We start from the raw sequence: 17,420 nt of genomic DNA on the forward strand, positions 1-17,420 counted from the left end.
ATCGAAAAACAACAATTATTTTCGATTAACGATAAACGTAGCGCCCGAATTTGCTCCAGTGGAGCAAATTCAGCGGTGTTCCGAAACCGCTAGTCGTTTTCGGCGAGGGCTGTGCTTTCTAACCAAATCACAACGTGACTTAAGCGCATTGCCCCGTTAGATTGCTCCTATGAATGACACGCCCCCAGCAACTCGCCCTCCGCTCAACTATGCCTTCGCCCGCGCGCAAGGCGTTTTGGCGCTAATGCAAGACGGCGAAATGGTGATTGCGCGCCGCCCAGGCGCAAGCCTTGAAGCTCTACTCGAAGCCCGCCGCGCGGTTGGACAGCCCGCAAGGTTATTGGATGTTACGACTGGCGAGTTTGAAAGTCATGCCGCGCGTATTTATGCCCAAGCTGATTTAGCTGGCTCTGCTGAAGATGCGATTGAGACGCCGGGGGATTTACACGCGCTAGCGAGCGGCTTGCCGCGGACCTCGGACTTGCTCGACAGCACAGATGACGCGCCTGTTATCCGTCTCATTAACGGTATTCTTCAAGAAGCTATTCGTAGCCGCGCCTCGGACATACATATTGAACCTTATGAGCAGCGGCTCTCAGTCCGCTTTCGAATTGACGGTTCATTGCGGGAGATGCTGAGCCTTCCTGCGCGCCTAGCTTCGGTTTTGGTGTCTCGTGTCAAAGTTATGGCACAGCTCGATATTGCGAAAAAACGTGTGCCGCAGGATGGCCGTTTTTCCTTAAACCTTGGCGAACGCGCCATTGATGTGCGGGTCTCCACCTTGCCGTCCCGTCATGGTGAGCGCCTTGTGATGCGAATACTAGAACAAGACAGCTCCCGTCTTGGATTGCCGGAACTTGGTATGGAAGCGGATATTCTGGCAGCTTTTGAAGGTGCTCTGGAACGGCCAAATGGGATTATTCTCGTTACCGGCCCGACGGGGTCAGGTAAAACAACCACGCTCTATGCGGGGCTGTCGCAACTTAATGATGGCTCGCGCAATATTCTTACTGTCGAAGATCCGGTTGAATATGCGTTGGACGGGATAGGGCAGACTCAAGTTAATTCCCAGGTCGGCATGACATTTGCGGCGGGCCTTCGGGCTATTCTTCGCCAAGATCCGGATGTGGTCATGGTCGGCGAAATCCGCGATCCCGAAACAGCGGAAATTGCTGTGCAGGCCTCGCTCACGGGGCATCTTGTTCTATCCACTGTGCACACGAATTCCGCTGTTGCTGCTATTGCCCGTTTGCGCGATATGGGCGTAGAGCCTTTTCTGTTATCCTCCACCATCACGGCGTTGGTCGCACAGCGTCTGGTGCGCCGCCTCTGTCCAAGTTGCAAAACACCTTATAAACCCTCAGTCACAGAACAAGCAGAGCTCGGCATTCGTAAGACAGGCGCAACATTCTATAAAGCCGCGGGTTGTGCAGAGTGCCAAGATATTGGCTATACGGGCCGCCTCGGCATATATGAGATTGTGACTCTGGATGATAAGCTTCGCGCTATGATTCATGATGGGGCAAGTGAATCAGATATGTCCAAATACGCATTTGCCAATCGTCAGACTTTATTAGGAAGCGGTGCAGATAAGGTGCTAGCAGGCGAGACCTCTGCTGAGGAAGTTTTGCGGGTATGTAAATCCAACACAGCTGAGGAGGTTTAAGGCCTAATGGAAGCCTTTGACTACGCAGCGCTGGACGCAGGCGGAAAGCGCAAAAAAGGCACGGTCATGGCCTCTTCTGCGCGGGATGCGCGCGACATATTACGGGCCCGTGCCCTCATGCCGCTCGAACTCGCGCCGAGTAAGTCCAAGAAAAAGCAAGAGACGGGCGGGACAGCGTCTGGCGTCAAACATAAACATTTAACCCAAGCCACGCGGCAACTCGCGATATTGATTGATGCAGCCACGCCCATCGAAGAGGCGCTGAAAATAACGGCTTTGCAGTTTGAGCGCTCCCCGATGAAGGCGGCGCTGCTCTCAATTCGCGCTCAAGTCATGGAAGGTCTCAGGCTTTCTGACGCGCTTCGCGGACAGCCCAGAGTTTTTCCGCCGCTTTACACTGCCATGGTGGCATCAGGAGAAACGTCGGGACGTTTGCCCGCAGTTCTTGAACGCCTCGCGGATGATTTGGAAGCGGCGCAGAAGATTCGCCGTAAAATTATGGGGGCAACAGCTTATCCTGTCGTTTTATCGATCGTCGCCTTGCTAGTTGTTGTTATTTTGATGATTGCCGTTGTGCCCAAGGTCGTTGATCAGTTTGACAGCTTTGGACAAGATCTCCCAACGCTCACCAATATTGTTATTGCTCTTTCCGCATGGATGCAGAAATGGGGCCTCGTCACATTAGGAGTGTTTGTCATCGCTATCTTCGCGTTACGCCAAGCGCTCAAAGCTAAAGCTTTTAGATATCGGTGGGACGGTATGATGCTCGGGTTGCCGCTATTGGGAAAGATCATTCGCAATATGAATGCTGCGCGCTTTGCCAGAACAATGGCCGGACTCGTTGATAGTGATACACCTGCTTTGGTCGCCTTGGAAACCGCGCAGCACACATTGCAAAATTCAGTTATGCGCGATGCTGTATCTGAAGCGGCTGTTAAAGTCCGAGAAGGCTCGGCCATGAGCACGGCTTTGCGCGGCACAGCGGTGTTCCCGCCATTGGTCGTTCAGATGGTCGCAGGCGGAGAGGCTAGCGGAGATATGGGGAAGATGTTCGCGAAATCAGCTGAATATCTTGAGGATGAATTTGACAGTTCAACGACTGTGTTTTTGACGCTTCTTGAACCTTTAATTATTATTTTTCTGGCGGGGATTGTGTTATTGATTATTGCCGCGATCTTCCTGCCGATATTACAATTAAATACGCTCGCCTTTTAAAGGATATGGATATGGAAAAAAGACGTAAAAACGAAGATGGCTTTACGCTTGTCGAAGTCATGGTGACTCTGGTTATTATTGGTCTGCTGACAACCTTTGTTGTGATCAATGTTCTGCCGGCGCAGGATAAAGCTTTGGTTCAAAAAGCCAAAGGGGATATTCGTATTTTGGAACAGGCTCTGGAAATGTACCGCCTTGATATGTTTGATTATCCTGAACAGGATGCAGGTCTGGATGCGTTAAAAGAAGTGCCAAACGGTGCTGATGAAGCCCGTTATCGCAAAGGCGGTTACATTAAACTTCTCCCGAATGATCCCTGGGGCCGGCCTTATATTTACCGCTACCCCGGCGAGAACGGCGTCTATGATATTCTCTCATATGGCTCTGACGGTGAGCCGGGCGGAGAAGATCAAGCGGCTGATATCGTGAGTTGGGAATAAATCCAATGCGCGGTCGCACAGCGAAAGACTCGGGCTTCACATTGGTTGAAATACTGTGCGTCCTTGTTGTGATCGGCCTTATGTCTTCTGTTGTTGTGCTCTCCATACCGCAGCCCAAATCTGAATTGGAAAAACAAGCGGCTTTGCTTTCAGGCCAATTAAATGCGCTAGCGCAGGACGGTATGATTAGCGGCTCTGTCACGGCTGCCGGATTTTCCGAGGACGGCTATGCGCTTTACGCTTTTGAAAATAGCGAATGGACTGAAAAAGCGGCGGGTGAGTGGCAAGACAGTTACCGCCTGACGCTTAGCCGCGCATCCGCCAAGCTTGACATGCCCAAAACAACAGAGCCGATAATTCTGTTTCAACCTACGGGCCTCTCCACGCCCTTTGAATTGACGTTGTCTGACCGTGAAACAAAATACGCTTTGCTGACAGCGGGTGATGGCCGTGTTGACTTGATAAAGTCGGTGCCATGAGAAACGCGGCCATGAGAAACTCGGCCAAAAGAGAGGCAGGCTTCACGCTCGTCGAAGTCCTTGCTGCATTGTTAATTTTCAGTTTTGCTATTATAGGCCTGACGCGTTCCGGAACAGAGTCTGTCAGAGCGGTCAGCGTGCTACAGGATAAATCCTATGCGGGGGTGGTGGCAGATAATCAGCTTATACGCGCCCGCATCAAACCTCTCGAAATTGGCGCTCAGACCGGAGAAGAATCAGTGAAAGGCAAGCTCTATGACTGGCGGGTCGAAACATCTGAAACTGAAAGTGATGGTTTTTACCGGCTGATTGTCACAGTCTCTGCAGCTGAATCTGAGCAACTCATTATCACGCGCACCGCATTCCGTACTGATAAAACCCTATGAGCACTAAACCGCATAAAGAGGCCGGCTTCACCCTTGTTGAAGTCCTCATATCTCTTTTTATTTTCGCCATAATTACGGCGGGCACCATGACGGCTTTGACGCAAAGCCTCAGAGGGAAAGACCGTTTGTCAGCGTCCATGGAAACGCTGAACCAATTTAATGCGGCGCGTTCGATTTTACGTTCGGATATATCCGCTTTAACCCTACGACCAAGCCGAGATGAGCTTGGCGGCATGAACCCTTATGTGCTGACGACGGACGGCGAAGCCCTGCTGTCCTTTACGCGACGGGGCACACAAAACCCAAGCGGGTTGGAGCAGCGCGGGGATTTGGAACGCGTAGAGTATCACTTTGAAGACGGGGCGCTTCTCCGCCGCTCTTATGCTCATGAAAACCCAGCGCAGCTCGCGGCCAGTTTTGACCGTGTTCTGTTAGATAATTTGGAAGACGTCAAACTTTGGGCCGTGATTTATCAATTCAACAGCTTTGCAAAAATTGAAGGAGTACGCTTGGCCGCTAATGGCTCTGCGAGTCTGAAACCCAATGCCATTCTATTTGAGGTTACCGATGATTTTGGTGAGGTGACGGAACATCTCTTTGAGATTGGCGCATGAGACATCAAGATAAAGAACGCGGAACAGTCTTGCTAACGACATTGCTGATTATGGCGGTGATGGCAGCTGTCTCTGTTGCGATCATGGATGACATCCGTTTCGCCGTAAAACGCACCATCAATGTCGGTGATTATGCCCAAGCGGATTGGTACGTGAAAGGCGCAGAAGATTTCGCGGAAAGCTATATCTCAAGCCAGCTCGGCCCGATGCAGCCGGCCGTCAAGAATGAGCTCTTTAAAACCCCTCAAACCTTCACTTTCCCCTATGATGGCGGGATGATGATATTGGATGTAAGGGACGGCACAGACTGCTTTGCGCTGGGCAGCTTAGTGAACTCTAGCGGAGCCGCGAATGTTGTTGGGGGACGTCAATTTACCAATCTATTAATTGCTTTGGGGTGGCCTGATAATGATGCGCGGAGTCTCACAGCAGCGCTCACGGATTGGATTGACAGTGATAGTCAGCGCAGCTCAAATGGCGCTGAAGACGGGGATTATCTACGCCGCGACCCACCGCACCGCACGGCCAACACGGCCTTAACCTCCGTGATGGAACTGCGAAGTTTGGAAGGGATGACGGAGGAGCTTTACCAATCTATTCGTCCGTTTTTATGTGCCCGGAAGTCGGGCGAAACGGCTAAGCTTAATATTGATACAGCGGAGCCTATTGATGCTTTTCTTTTATCAACCATTCTAGGCGGGCCTGAACATTATCAAGCGGCGCTACAATTAATTACCGAGCGCCCGGCGGGCGGTTACGGCACATTGGAAACACTCCAAGCCACGTCGGCTTTGCAGAATTTTACAGGTAAAGAGGCGGCTTTTGACCAAATCGTCTATGCGCCTGAATATCTTTGGGTCGAAGTCAGGGTTGATTACCTTAACGCCTCTCGGCTAGTCACCTATGAGTATGATGTGTCCGCCCCCGATGCGGAGCTGACATATCGTGGATGGGGCAGCGAAAGCTACCGCCCAACATTGGAACAGGAAGAGCGACAGCCGCAATGACAGAGCGCTTAATCATAGTGATGCCAAGTCACGCGAACGGACTGGGCCTATGGGGGCTTGTGGATGGTGACAATGTTCTCCGTCATGGCCGCGATACGCCGACAGCTATGAACGCCAAAGAGGTTGTTGCCATTTTGCCGGGGCAGTCCGTTCGGATCTACGCCCATGAGCTTCCGGTGACCTCCAAGAGAGACCGTCTTCGTGCAGCAGGCTTTTCGATTGAGGATAAAATTGCTGTGCCCTTGGATAAGGTCCATATCGCGCTGTCAGATGACCGTATCGCGGTCATAGATAAGGATACTTTCACAGAAAGTCTTGCGCAGTTAAAAGATGTCGGTATTTCGCCGAGCCGGACTATTGCGGATTTTGAGGCCTTGTCGGAATTGGATGGCAATATAACTTTACTGGACCGCGCCGTTACGACTGGTCCGCTTGGTCATGCGGTCGATATGAGCTGGGAAGAGCGCAGCGCAGCACATCCTGATAAGACGCTTCTCTCGGCTATTGGCGCAAGACTTGAGCAAGGCGAGACGCTTAACTTGTTGCAAAATGCATTTTCGCCCAAAAGCGGGTTTAATTTCGGATGGCGTCAATTTGCGCCGCTGGGCGGCATCGCGGCGGCTTTGGGGATAATGGCGCTTGTCTTTCACGGGGTCGAAGCTCGGGCCTTAAAACTCCAAGCAGCGGATTTAAAAACCCAGACTGCACAGCTTTTCACGCAAGCCACAGGACAAGCCGCTCCGAATAATCCGGCATTAGCCGCAACCCGCGCGATGAAATCGGGCGGGGAGGATAATCTTGATTTTCTGCGCCTCTCTCAGACCCTTTTCGCCGGGGTTGAGCAAATTGAAGGCCTCACCGTAGAGCAGCTGCGCTATCAAGAGAGTAAGACAGAGCTTCAGCTAAGACTGATTTATCCAAGTTTTGAAAGTGCGGGACAGTTTGAAAATGCTATTCGTAGCTTGGGCGGGCAGCTCATAACGGGCGGTGTAAGAGAACAATCGGGCCGATTTGTCGGTGAGGCTACGCTACGCGGAGGCGCGTCATGATGGGCCTACTGAAATGGGATGAACGTGAGCTTTATGAAAAAGTCATTATGGCCGGACTCGGCGCGGCCATTATTTTGGCGCTCCTATTTCTTATAGTCGTAAAACCCGTCATGGACGCGCATAAAACGGCAGAAACTGAGGCGGCCAAATCTTTGCGGGATTATGAAATTGTCTCCCGCGCCATGCCGCAACTTAGCCAAGGCCCTGCCTCAATGGGCGCGCCTTTTTCCCGCGCAGCGCTCATTACAGCTGCCCAGCGACAAGATATTCGCCTGTCTCGTATCAATCCTGATGCCTCGTCCCTTACGGTCTGGATTGATGATGTGGAGACGGCTAAGCTCTATAAATTGATGAATACGCTTATCGTTGAAAATGGGGCTGAGTTGTCCCGCGCCTCCATTACGGCTGACAATAACGGATTGCTCTCAGCCCAACTTACCCTGAAAACGAATTGATATAATCTGTTACAGAGTTTGTCTGTGGCATTTGAGTTATTTGAGTTAGTGCGCTTTCATGAAATTCCAATTTATAGATTTACAGGTACAGCGTGCAGTTATTGCTGATAATGTAGAGGCTGCGTTGAAGCGCGTGCTTGAACATGGTCAATTTATTCTGGGCCCTGAAGTGACGCAGTTTGAAGAGCAGCTTGCCACTTATGAGGGCGGGGGACATGCCGTATCCTGTGCCAATGGAACAGATGCGATAATCCTACCGCTCAAAGCTTGGGGTGTCGGGCCGGGGGACACGGTTTTTTGTCCGAGCTGGACTTACGCCGCAACAGCAGAAGCCATCGCTATCATTGGGGCAAAGCCTTATTTTGTTGATGTTGAGCCTGACACTTATAATATATGTCTTAGATCTCTGCGGGCCGCGATTACTGCCAGTAAAAACGCTAAAGCCATTATCGCGGTGGACCTTTTTGGGCAGCCCGCAAATTATCCAGAGCTCCGAAAGATTGCTGATGAGTTCGATCTTAAGTTGATGGCGGATTCGGCTCAGGGTATGGGGTGCCGTCTGAACGGAAAAGCCCCGATAGAATTGGCCGATGTCGTGACAACAAGCTTCTTTCCGGCCAAGCCGCTGGGCTGTTATGGGGATGGCGGCGCGATGCTGACGCGAGATGAAGAGCTGAAAGAAGCTCTGTTAAGTCTTCGGTTTCATGGACGTGGAACAATCCCCGGCGACCATGCACAAATTGGACTTAACTCTCGTTTGGACACAATGCAGGCGGCTATTCTGATTGAGAAACTAAACATATTCAGCAAAGAAATTAAGGCCCGCAACCGTATCGCAGATCGGTATACGGATGCGCTCAAATCAAATATTCTCAGAACGCCAAAGGTTATTGAGGGCGGACTGTCCACATGGGCGCAATATGCGATTGAGGTCCCAAATCGCGACGCTGTTATGGCAGGGATGAGAGCAGCTGAAATACCAGTGGCGGCTTATTACCCGCTGCCAACTCATATGCAGACGGCTTATAAAAATTACCCCATTTCGCCTGATAGATTACCCAATACAATGGCGGCCAAAGATGTGATTATGGCTCTGCCCATGCATGCTTATCTTAAGCCAGAGGATCAGGATTTGGTCATTGAAACTTTGTTAGGGCTTGTTTGATTTTTCATGATTTAATAGCCACTCTTTCTTTTCCAAGCCGCCAGCATAGCCGCCAAGGCCGCCATCTTTGGCGATTACGCGGTGGCAGGGAATAATCAGGGCCAAACCATTATTGGCATTGGAACTTGCGACAGCGCGAACGGCTTTTTCATTCCCAACAGAAATAGCCAAGTCGCTGTAAGCACAGCTCTCGCCATAAGGAATATCTTGCAACGCCTTCCAGACTCGGTTTTGAAACTCTGTTCCTGTGGGAAAAAGCGGGGTTTTAAATCTTGTAAGATTACCTTCAAAGTAAGCTTCTAATTCCGCTTCAATTTGGTCAGTTATCGCTGTGCGGCCGGGGATAACAGCGCGCTTATGAACTTTGCGTAGTTTTTCAAAGCCGCGCTCTATATTCTTACGCGTTGTAAATTCGAGCATGTAAAGATGGGTCTCGTCGCAGACCGTAAAGAGCGGGCCAAGAGGTGTTGACATCCATTCGATAAATAGCGGCGTCTGGCTTGCATTCGCAGGAGCGCTACCGAAACTATCCGCGAAGGCTTTGCGAAATCCGGAGGCGCTTTCATAGCCTGCATTTAATTGGGCATTTATCACACTCTCTCCTTTCGCGAGGTTTTGGGCTGCTGCGCCCAACCGTCTAGCTCTTGCATATTGCGCAAAGGTCAAGCCGAAACGTTTCTTAAATTGCCGCCTTGCAGTGGACGGGTCAATGCCTGCGGCTTTAATATCAGTTTCTGTCCAGCGTTTATCCGGCGCGTTTTCAATAAGGGTGATAAGTTTTTTAACGGTGCTAGAAGCTTCCCCTGCATGGCTGGATGGATGGCACCGCTTACAAGCCCGAAATCCTGCGGAGAGGGCTTGTTCAGCTGTGTCATAAAACATGCAATTATCACGCTTGGGAAGCCGCGCCGGGCAGCCAATACGGCAGAAGATTCCCGTGCTTTTAACGCCGACGAAAAACTCATCGGAAAAGCTATGGGGCCGCGCCTCTAAAACGGCGTATCGGTCATCATCAGTTATAGTTCTCATAAAGCCTTCATAACAAATATTTACCCCTTTACCGCCGAAAAACAGGCATTGTTATCTTTAAGTCATATCTGTAAGCCTGTTCAAAAAGGAAAAATCATGACAGTTACGCTTCATAGAGGTGATCTGCCCGCAGGACTGGATTTCGGAACGGCTGTTGCAGTGGATACGGAAACGCAAGGGCTTTCATTAGTGCGTGATAAATTATGCCTTGTGCAGCTTTCTGCGGGTGATGGGAATGCTCACATCGTGCAGATGAACCGCGATACCTATGATGCGCCTAATCTGAAAGCGCTTTTAGGCAATCCAAAAATTGAGAAAATTTTTCATTTTGCGCGTTTTGATGTGGCCATATTGGGCCGGGATTTGGGCGTGGATTTAAACCCGATTTTTTGCACCAAAATCGCGTCGGGATTAGTTCGGACTTACACGGACCGTCATGGCCTAAAAGACCTTACTAAAGAACTGATCAATGTTGATCTTTCTAAACAGCAACAAAGCTCGGATTGGGCGTCGGACGAGCTGACCAAAGCGCAGTTGGATTATGCAGCGTCAGATGTGCTTTACCTGCATCAACTTCGCAATATTCTCATGGCCAGATTGCTTCGCGAAAACCGCCTTGATATGGCCCGCAATTGTTTTGATTTTATTCCGACGCGGTGTCAGCTTGATCTGAATGGCTGGGACGGTGTGGACATTTTCAGTCATAAAATGCGCCGTCCAGATTAAGACTAAAGCTTTAGTAATGTTACCTTACTATCTCTTCATCTGGTGAAATTTACTATCGTAATGTTCAGCCCCTTATCCTATAGCTAAGCCCATGAATTCAGCGGTTATATCCTCAGGCGACAGATCTGCCAGCGATGCGCTCGGTTTGTGGGAGCCAAAGCGTACGCTTACGCTTGAAGCCGCACGTAAACATTCCGCGCGAATTAAATTTATGCGACGCGCTCTCTTGGGCATTTGTGCTCTCTTGGCCGCCGCTTTGATTTACCAATTTGCAACACAATCCAGTACAATCATTCTCGAAGACAACCCGACGGAGTCGGTTAAGATGGTCAACCCTCGCTATAGTGGACGTACGACGGACGGATTACCTTTCTATCTTACAGCGGACACCGCCACGCGTACACTCGCTAATCGGAGCGAAGTTGCGCTCATTAAACCCGTTCTCGAATTTATCCGAGAGGATGGTGCCGAGGCATCAATGGTCGTTGCAGAGACTGGGACTTATGATGACGTCAAAAAGATTTTGAACTTGCGTACCGCCGTCGATCTCAACACAGATGATGGCTATAATTGCCAAACAACACATGCGCGTATCTTTGCCAAAGAGAAACGCATTGAGGGTGATGAGCGCATTGAATGCAATGGCAGCTTCGGTATCGTCAATGGCAATAGCTACGAGATAAATGATAATTACAGAGTTTTTGTCTTCAAAGATGGGATGGATGCCATCATTGAACAGGGTCAGGAACTTGGTCTTGAGGGGAATGAATAATGCGTTTGACCGGCTTCGCGCTCATAGCTCTATTGTCTTTAAGTGTATCTTCGTTGTCAGCCCATGCTCAAATTTTTGGGGGTGACGCGCCGATTAACGTGCTTGCAGAGAAAGCGACATATGAGGGCGGCCTTACAGTGCTCGTCGGGAATGTGGATGTAACGCAAGGAATCGCGCGTATTCAATCTGACACAATGAATATTTATCGCTCTGAAGCCGAACCCGACTCCGCGGGAAGTCTTAAACTTGGTGCGGTGAACCGTATTGATGCCCGCGGGAATTTCCGTTACACAACGCCTGATAATAATGTGACGGGGGATCGGGGTGTTTATGAGCGTGATAAAGGCATCATTACCGTCACTGGAAATGTTAAGGTCCGTCAGCCTGGGGGAAATACGGCTTCGACAGATAAATTGATCTATAATGTGAACACGGAAACAATTCGTTTTTCAGGCCAGTGCCAAGGTTCAGACTGCTCGGGACGCCCCACAATCAGAATTGGAAATTAGGATAGAGTTATGAAATCTGTTATGAAGTTGAGCGCTGTAGCTCTTTTAATGGCTGCTATGCCGCTTACAGCAAATGCCCAATTCGCGCGTAACAATAATGCGCCCATCGATGCGACGGCTGATGATATTGTAAATTCTGGAGGGACGACCACTCTAACAGGGCAAGTCGATGTACGCCAAGGCGGTACACGTATCCTCGCGGATAAGATGAAAATCTTCGGCGGTGTTGCGGGCGCTACCAGCAATGGTGCTGCGAGTGATATTTCCCGTATCGAAGCCACTGGTAATTTTTACTACATCACCCCTGAGCAAGAAGTGCGCGGGAATAACGGCGTTTATGTTCAAGCCACAGATAGCTTTACAGTCACCGGAGATGTAATCTTGCTTCAAGGTGAAAATGTTGTGACGGGTCATACGCTGATTTATAACCTCACTACCGAAGAAGCCCGCGTTGTGGGAACCTGCAAAGGTCGTCGTTGTGGCTCCAAGGGCCGCGTCAAAATTTTACTAAAAAATACAGGCGGAAGCCAGTCTTAAGCAGTTAAGCTGAGACTAAAGGAACACAGATGGCTGACGCTGATCCTAAAGTAAATTCGCAAAATACGGCTACTGATTTTGTGCCGCCGCCTAAAGGCCTGGCTGCTAATAATATCGGCAAAGCTTATCGCGGGCGCGTTGTTGTTAAAGACATTACGCTAACAGTTCAGCGCGGCGAAGTTGTTGCGCTTATGGGGCCGAACGGTGCGGGCAAAACCACCAGTTTTTATATGATTATGGGCCTCATTGAAGCTGACCGCGGAATGATCACGCTTGATGGCCAAGATATTACCGGGTTGCCTATGTATCAACGCGCCCGTCTTGGTGTCGGATATTTACCGCAAGAGCAATCTATTTTTCGCGGGTTGACCGTGGAAGAAAATATCAAAGCTGTTGTGCAGTTGACCGAACGTGACCGTTCTAAATGGGATGATAACGTGGAAGCGCTTTTGGACGAGCTAAATATTGGACACATCAAGAAAAGTCCGGCCCTTGCCTTGTCCGGGGGTGAGCGCCGGCGTGTTGAGATCGCCCGCGCACTTGCCTCTCGTCCAAGCTTTATCTTACTTGACGAGCCTTTCACAGGGATTGACCCGATTGCGATTGCCGATATTTCAGAGCTTGTGCTTTATCTTAAAAAGCGCGGCATTGGGATTTTGATTACAGATCACCGTGTTCGCGAAACTCTCGATATTGTAGACCGCGCCTCGATTTTATTCCAAGGTGAAGCCCTTTTCGAAGGAACACCAGATGAAATCCGCGCCAATAAAGATGTGCGCCGAGTCTATTTGGGTGATAAATACGCGTAGCGTTTACGTTGCAAACGCCGATAAGGGCCGCAAATATACACACTCTTAGTGTGTATTTGTGCACCGCAAAACATCCGTTCTTTTGAATGTCATTGTTTATATTGGTTCAATTTCGAATCTCTTTATCCCAATAAAAAACCCGCTTCTGTTGAGGCGGGTCTCTTTTCAGTTTTAGGCAAACTTACTTTTTCGCAAGTAAGTCGCGAATTTCAGCAAGCAAAACTTCGTTTGCTGGCGGAGCTGCAGGGGCTTCTTCTTCAGCCTTTTTCGCTTTGTTCATGCCCTTGATAATCATAAACAATACCCATGCCAAGATTGCAAATGCGATCATAGCATTGATGAATGAGCCATAGCTAATCGCTGCACCTGTGCCTTCGATGACAGCCCCAGTTGCGTCTAACTCAGCTGGAGATAAAACTATTTTCTTAGCCCCAAAATCAATGCCGCCGCTGAAATGGCCAACAACCGGCATGATAACGTCTTCGATAAGTGATTTGATGACAGTCCCAAATGCACCGCCCATGATAATTCCAACAGCCATGTCGAGCATACTGCCCTTCATAGCAAACTCTTTAAATTCAGAAATCATTCCCATGATATTCCCCCTTAGTTACGACCAGAATCGGTCAGATGCGGGGCTTTTGCACAAAAAGATATATTGCGTCAATCTGTCAGTTACACATGCTTGTCGCCCTACAAAGCGTTATTTACGCGTAGAGTCGATCCGTGCGCGTAGATCTTTACCTGTGCGGAAGAACGGAACATGTTTTTCCGGTACAAAAACTGAGCCGCCTGTACGCGGGTTCCGGCCCGAGCGTGACTTGCGGTGACGCACAGAAAACGCTCCAAAACCGCGAAGCTCAACACGTGCGCCTTTTTCAAGCGTTTGCGTGATGGATTCTAAAACCACAGCCACAACACGTTCTGTGTCCGCCCGTGTGAGATGTGGGTTCTCTTCGTGGAGTGTGTCGATAAGTTCTGATCTAAGCATAATATCTTAAAGCAAATGCGCTCTGCCCCCGTCAATAGTTATTCATATGCACGCATGAAAAAGGCCCTGAAACCGTAATGATTTCAGAGCCTTTTATAGTTAATGCCGCCTTAACGGCGGCAAAATCATAATTAGGGCTTAGTCGTCGCCCTTCAAAGCCGCGCCGAGAATGTCGCCTAAAGACGCCCCTGAATCGGCGCTGCCGTATTGCTCGACAGCTTCTTTTTCTTCAGCGATTTCGAGCGCCTTGATAGAGAGTGAGTATTGACCTTTGGCCACACGTGTCACCATCGCGTCGACTTTGTCGCCAACAGCAAAGCGTTCTGGGCGCTGCTCTGAGCGCTCACGGGACAGATCACCCTTGCGGATAAAGGCTACGATGTCGTTGTCTTCGCCAATTGTGACGTCAAGACCGGCTTGCTGCACATTCGTAACTGTACATGTGACAGTCTTACCGCGCAAAATGCCTTTGCCGCCGCCGGTTGGACCTGTATCTTTCACAAGCTGCTTCACGCCGAGAGAGATGCGCTCTTTCTCAATATCGACTTCAAGAATTTTGGCTTCAACAGTGTCGCCTTTCTTATAGTCTTGCAGGGCTTCCTCGCCAGATTTGTCCCAAGACAGATCAGAGAGATGCGCCATGCCGTCAATATCGCCGTCCAGACCAATGAAGAGACCGAACTCAGTGACAGAGCGAACTTCGCCTGAAATTGTTGATCCCACAGGGAAGCGGTCTGTAAAGCTGTCCCAAGGATTGTCTTGGACTTGCTTGATACCGAGTGAAATGCGGCGCTTTTCCTGATCCACTTCGAGAACTTCGACATCGACTTCTTGTGACGTCGAGACGATTTTACCTGGGTGGATGTTTTTCTTCGTCCAAGACATCTCAGACACGTGAACAAGACCTTCAACGCCTTCTTCCAGCTCGATGAATGCACCGTAATCGGCAATATTCGTGACAGTCCCTGTGTGGCGCGTGCCAACCGTATATTTCGCGGCAGCTGCTAGCCATGGATCTTCCTGAAGCTGCTTCATGCCGAGGCTGATGCGCTGTGTCTCTGGGTTGATGCGGATGATTTTAACCGCAACTGTATCACCAACTGCAAGCACTTGGCTTGGATGGCTCACGCGGCGCCAACTCATATCCGTCACGTGGAGGAGACCGTCAATGCCGCCAAGGTCAACGAACGCACCGTAATCGGTGATATTCTTGACAACGCCTTCGCGTGTTTCGCCTTCGGCGAGCTGGCCGACAAGTTCTGCACGTTGTTCAGCGCGGCTTTCCTCAAGGATAGCGCGGCGCGAGACAACGATGTTGCCGCGTGTGCGGTCCATCTTGAGGATCATGAAAGGCTGCTCTTGGTTCATAAGCGGGCCAATGTCGCGAACCGGACGGATATCAACTTGTGAGCCTGGAAGGAAAGCATTGATACCGCCAAGATCGACCGTAAAGCCGCCTTTGACGCGTCCAACGATAGCGCCAGGTACCGGCTCTTCTTTTTCGTGGAATGCTGCCATCTTGATCCAGCTTTCTTCGCGGCGGGCTTTGTCGCGCGAGAGAATAGCATCGCCAAGAGCATTTTCGATACGTTCCAAATAAATATCAACATCGTCGCCGACTTTGACTTTATCTTCGTCCGCTTGTCCTGGAACATAAAATTCGCGAAGCGGGACGCGGCCTTCTGTTTTGAGGCCCACGTCGATCACGACAATATCTTTTTCAATGGCCGTTACGCGGCCTTTAACAACACTGCCTTCTTTCATCGAGTTGGACTCGACGGAGGCCTCAAACATGGAGGCAAAATCATCAGTGGTGGGGGTCATGGAGTCTTGAGCTGTGCTCATAGCAATAGTCCTTTTAATACTGGTTCCGGCCGACGGGTTGTGTCCCGCGGTCTGGCCCCGCCAATCGGGGCCTTTAAAAAACAAAGCGGCATGAAGGAAACATGCCGCGAAGATTGCGCGCCCTATAGGGGATAGATGATAAAGGTGCAATAGCGGATATAGAGGCGCAAATAAGTGCCCATGCGCTTTTTGCGGCTGCCCATCGAGTGGCAGCTTAGAGTTTGCTCACCAAACTCATCCTGCCCGAAGGGCTTGCGGATTGGGTTGGTTCGTTGAATTTTTCTTAGGAAAAAATCAACATAGGCAATCCGCCACTAAAAGTGGACGTCCGCGGGGGCGATGCCCTGAGGCACACCTGGGAAACTAATAAACACAGGGATGACCCCCGCGGCGGTGTTTTTATCTGCGCGTTAAACGCCCGCAGAGACCCGGCCTTTTCGTGCTCGTTTAGCACGCTGCCTTGGCCACACCGTCTCGCAGGGCAGTAAGTAACGTCTTACCTGTCCAATGTGTCTTTTGTAGAAACAAATTACACAAACCCTGCGAAAACATATTTCAGATCAAGCCATAAGGCGCCTTTTGTCAAAAACATCAGGGCCTATCCCTGACCTGTGTAAATTTGGGAGAACGTCTTTCCCCGCATTTACAAGATTGAATATAGGGGCAGGTGAGGGGACCAAGGATACGATTGTTGGGGAGTGCAGCAAGGCTTGAGATTTTGGGCTGATTTCGTGAGGATTGAGGGCGCTGCGAAGCGGGAAAGAGGGAACGGAATATGGGGGAGCGTCGCTTTGCAATAACTAGGCTTGGTGCCACATATCCACCTTCTATTACGCGCTTTCTACCTGTGTTTGCAAGCACACGCAAGGGCAGCTTTATCAGGGAGCGCTGAGACATCAGTCTGTGATTACACTCTAGCTAGATTCATAATTCTCTAGGTTATGTGTTCATGACAGGAGGTATTCATTTTTGAAGAGACCTCCCCAGAAAATTACCCCTTAGCAATCCTGGCTTTGCTTAGGCCATTTCTTGCGTCCTGATAATTCGGATGGCTTTGTAGGACAGTTTCGAAGATGCGTTGGGCTTGGCTATGTTGGTTTTGGTAGAGTTTTAGGTATCCGTAGGACACTAATATATCTGCGTTTTGCGGATAGGCGGCTCTGAGAACTTGGAATTTATCTTCTGCCTCATCGTGTTGCCCTGACCAAGACAGCACTCTCGCAAAGAGGAACTGCACATCATATCTGTCTTTATCCACGCCTTGGATGCGGTTTAGCGTTTGTATGGCTTGGTCAAATTTTTGCGCCGCAATTAGGGCATTAGCATGGGCGATCAATCCTGCTGTATCTGTGTTGGGTATAGCCCGGTCAAAGTTATCCTCAGTGAGGGAGAGGCTTGCGACTTCGATTATAGTGTCCTTTGTCATGTCATCTGATGTTACGTCATCTGAACTCAGCGCCGTATCAGACACCACCAATTTTGCAGGGCGGGGATCGGGTTGTGCATGGGCGGATTGAATGCCGTCATTTGGCAAGAGCAACATAGCTGGTACAAGGATAAGCGCAAAGACGAACATTAGCGCTGCAAATTTTGTAAAAACTGAATTGATCATAACCCGTCACTCCCAGATGTATTAACAGAAGATTAACGCATTATGTTAATATTCTATTAACCTTTATGGTTAACGCGACATTAATTTCAAAAAATTTTTCAAACCCATCAATTT

General features: G+C 49.9%; 20 protein-coding genes. 15 read left to right on the top strand and 5 right to left on the bottom strand.

Features of this window, described 5'->3' with window-relative positions; genetic code table 11:
* Positions 1 to 169: 169 nt before the first annotated feature.
* The 10 genes from gspE to F569_RS0112575 are packed head-to-tail and all read left to right on the top strand — an operon-like array spanning position 170 to position 8,476.
* Positions 170 to 1,666 (top strand): type II secretion system ATPase GspE, encoded by a 1,497-nt coding sequence (gspE, locus tag F569_RS0112530; protein WP_026942481.1) that lies wholly within the window; start codon positions 170 to 172, stop codon positions 1,664 to 1,666.
* A gap of 6 nt (positions 1,667 to 1,672) precedes the next feature.
* On the top strand, positions 1,673 to 2,881 hold the full coding sequence (gene gspF / locus F569_RS0112535; RefSeq protein WP_026942482.1) for a type II secretion system inner membrane protein GspF: 1,209 nt from the start codon (positions 1,673 to 1,675) through the stop codon (positions 2,879 to 2,881).
* Between the two features lie 11 nt (positions 2,882 to 2,892).
* Positions 2,893 to 3,321, top strand: coding sequence for a type II secretion system major pseudopilin GspG (gene gspG, locus F569_RS0112540; RefSeq protein ID WP_162143782.1), 429 nt, complete (start codon positions 2,893 to 2,895; stop codon positions 3,319 to 3,321).
* A 5-nt stretch (positions 3,322 to 3,326) separates the two neighbouring features.
* Positions 3,327 to 3,800 (top strand): prepilin-type N-terminal cleavage/methylation domain-containing protein, encoded by a 474-nt coding sequence (locus tag F569_RS17970; protein WP_034388828.1) that lies wholly within the window; start codon positions 3,327 to 3,329, stop codon positions 3,798 to 3,800.
* A complete protein-coding gene (gene gspI, locus F569_RS17975) occupies positions 3,797 to 4,186 on the top strand; it encodes a type II secretion system minor pseudopilin GspI (protein WP_051279864.1) in 390 nt (129 codons plus the stop codon). The genes F569_RS17970 and gspI overlap by 4 nt, the downstream gene beginning before the upstream one ends.
* A complete protein-coding gene (gene gspJ / locus F569_RS19105) occupies positions 4,183 to 4,800 on the top strand; it encodes a type II secretion system minor pseudopilin GspJ (RefSeq protein ID WP_051279865.1) in 618 nt (205 codons plus the stop codon). The genes gspI and gspJ overlap by 4 nt, the downstream gene beginning before the upstream one ends.
* Positions 4,797 to 5,807 carry a type II secretion system minor pseudopilin GspK gene (gene gspK / locus F569_RS17985; RefSeq protein WP_051279866.1) on the top strand — a complete coding sequence of 337 codons (1,011 nt, stop codon included), beginning with the start codon at positions 4,797 to 4,799 and terminating at the stop codon, positions 5,805 to 5,807. Before gspJ ends, gspK begins: the two co-directional genes overlap by 4 nt.
* Entirely contained in the window at positions 5,804 to 6,856 is a 1,053-nt protein-coding gene (gene gspL / locus F569_RS0112565) for a type II secretion system protein GspL (RefSeq protein WP_026942484.1), read from the top strand. The genes gspK and gspL overlap by 4 nt, the downstream gene beginning before the upstream one ends.
* Positions 6,853 to 7,311: a type II secretion system protein GspM gene (gene gspM / locus F569_RS0112570; protein WP_026942485.1), complete on the top strand. Its 459-nt coding sequence runs from the start codon at positions 6,853 to 6,855 to the stop codon at positions 7,309 to 7,311. Before gspL ends, gspM begins: the two co-directional genes overlap by 4 nt.
* Before the next feature lie 58 nt (positions 7,312 to 7,369).
* Positions 7,370 to 8,476: a DegT/DnrJ/EryC1/StrS family aminotransferase gene (locus tag F569_RS0112575; protein ID WP_026942486.1), complete on the top strand. Its 1,107-nt coding sequence runs from the start codon at positions 7,370 to 7,372 to the stop codon at positions 8,474 to 8,476.
* Here the strand turns inward: F569_RS0112575 and F569_RS17990 are convergent.
* The gene (locus tag F569_RS17990) at positions 8,462 to 9,505 is read right to left on the bottom strand and encodes a bifunctional transcriptional activator/DNA repair enzyme AdaA (RefSeq protein ID WP_051279867.1); all 1,044 of its coding nucleotides are present in this window, start codon (positions 9,503 to 9,505) and stop codon (positions 8,462 to 8,464) included. The two genes, F569_RS0112575 and F569_RS17990, sit on opposite strands and share 15 nt — an antisense overlap.
* Before the next feature lie 96 nt (positions 9,506 to 9,601).
* Between F569_RS17990 and F569_RS0112585 the strand changes: the two genes are divergently transcribed.
* From F569_RS0112585 to lptB, 5 genes are all read left to right on the top strand, one after another.
* Positions 9,602 to 10,231, top strand: coding sequence for a ribonuclease D (locus F569_RS0112585; protein WP_026942487.1), 630 nt, complete (start codon positions 9,602 to 9,604; stop codon positions 10,229 to 10,231).
* 91 nt (positions 10,232 to 10,322) lie between these two features.
* Positions 10,323 to 11,003, top strand: a complete 681-nt coding sequence (gene lptC, locus F569_RS0112590; RefSeq protein ID WP_026942488.1) for an LPS export ABC transporter periplasmic protein LptC — start codon at positions 10,323 to 10,325, stop codon at positions 11,001 to 11,003.
* Positions 11,003 to 11,512 carry an LptA/OstA family protein gene (locus F569_RS0112595; protein WP_026942489.1) on the top strand — a complete coding sequence of 170 codons (510 nt, stop codon included), beginning with the start codon at positions 11,003 to 11,005 and terminating at the stop codon, positions 11,510 to 11,512. The genes lptC and F569_RS0112595 overlap by 1 nt, the downstream gene beginning before the upstream one ends.
* A gap of 9 nt (positions 11,513 to 11,521) precedes the next feature.
* Complete coding sequence (locus F569_RS0112600) at positions 11,522 to 12,049, top strand: LptA/OstA family protein (RefSeq protein ID WP_026942490.1); 528 nt, start codon at positions 11,522 to 11,524, stop codon at positions 12,047 to 12,049.
* A 29-nt stretch (positions 12,050 to 12,078) separates the two neighbouring features.
* Positions 12,079 to 12,858 carry an LPS export ABC transporter ATP-binding protein gene (gene lptB / locus F569_RS0112605; RefSeq protein WP_084169015.1) on the top strand — a complete coding sequence of 260 codons (780 nt, stop codon included), beginning with the start codon at positions 12,079 to 12,081 and terminating at the stop codon, positions 12,856 to 12,858.
* 181 nt (positions 12,859 to 13,039) lie between these two features.
* Here the strand turns inward: lptB and mscL are convergent, their stop codons facing one another.
* From mscL to F569_RS0112625, 4 genes are all read right to left on the bottom strand, one after another.
* Positions 13,040 to 13,453, bottom strand: a complete 414-nt coding sequence (gene mscL / locus F569_RS0112610) for a large conductance mechanosensitive channel protein MscL (protein WP_026942492.1) — start codon at positions 13,451 to 13,453, stop codon at positions 13,040 to 13,042.
* A 108-nt stretch (positions 13,454 to 13,561) separates the two neighbouring features.
* Positions 13,562 to 13,849 carry an integration host factor subunit beta gene (locus F569_RS0112615; RefSeq protein WP_026942493.1) on the bottom strand — a complete coding sequence of 96 codons (288 nt, stop codon included), beginning with the start codon at positions 13,847 to 13,849 and terminating at the stop codon, positions 13,562 to 13,564.
* A gap of 138 nt (positions 13,850 to 13,987) precedes the next feature.
* The gene (gene rpsA / locus F569_RS0112620; protein ID WP_026942494.1) at positions 13,988 to 15,694 is read right to left on the bottom strand and encodes a 30S ribosomal protein S1; all 1,707 of its coding nucleotides are present in this window, start codon (positions 15,692 to 15,694) and stop codon (positions 13,988 to 13,990) included.
* A 991-nt stretch (positions 15,695 to 16,685) separates the two neighbouring features.
* Positions 16,686 to 17,306, bottom strand: coding sequence for a tetratricopeptide repeat protein (locus F569_RS0112625; protein ID WP_026942495.1), 621 nt, complete (start codon positions 17,304 to 17,306; stop codon positions 16,686 to 16,688).
* Positions 17,307 to 17,420: the final 114 nt, after the last annotated feature.

Source organism: Hellea balneolensis DSM 19091 (assembly GCF_000428525.1).
GTDB lineage: Bacteria > Pseudomonadota > Alphaproteobacteria > Caulobacterales > Maricaulaceae > Hellea > Hellea balneolensis.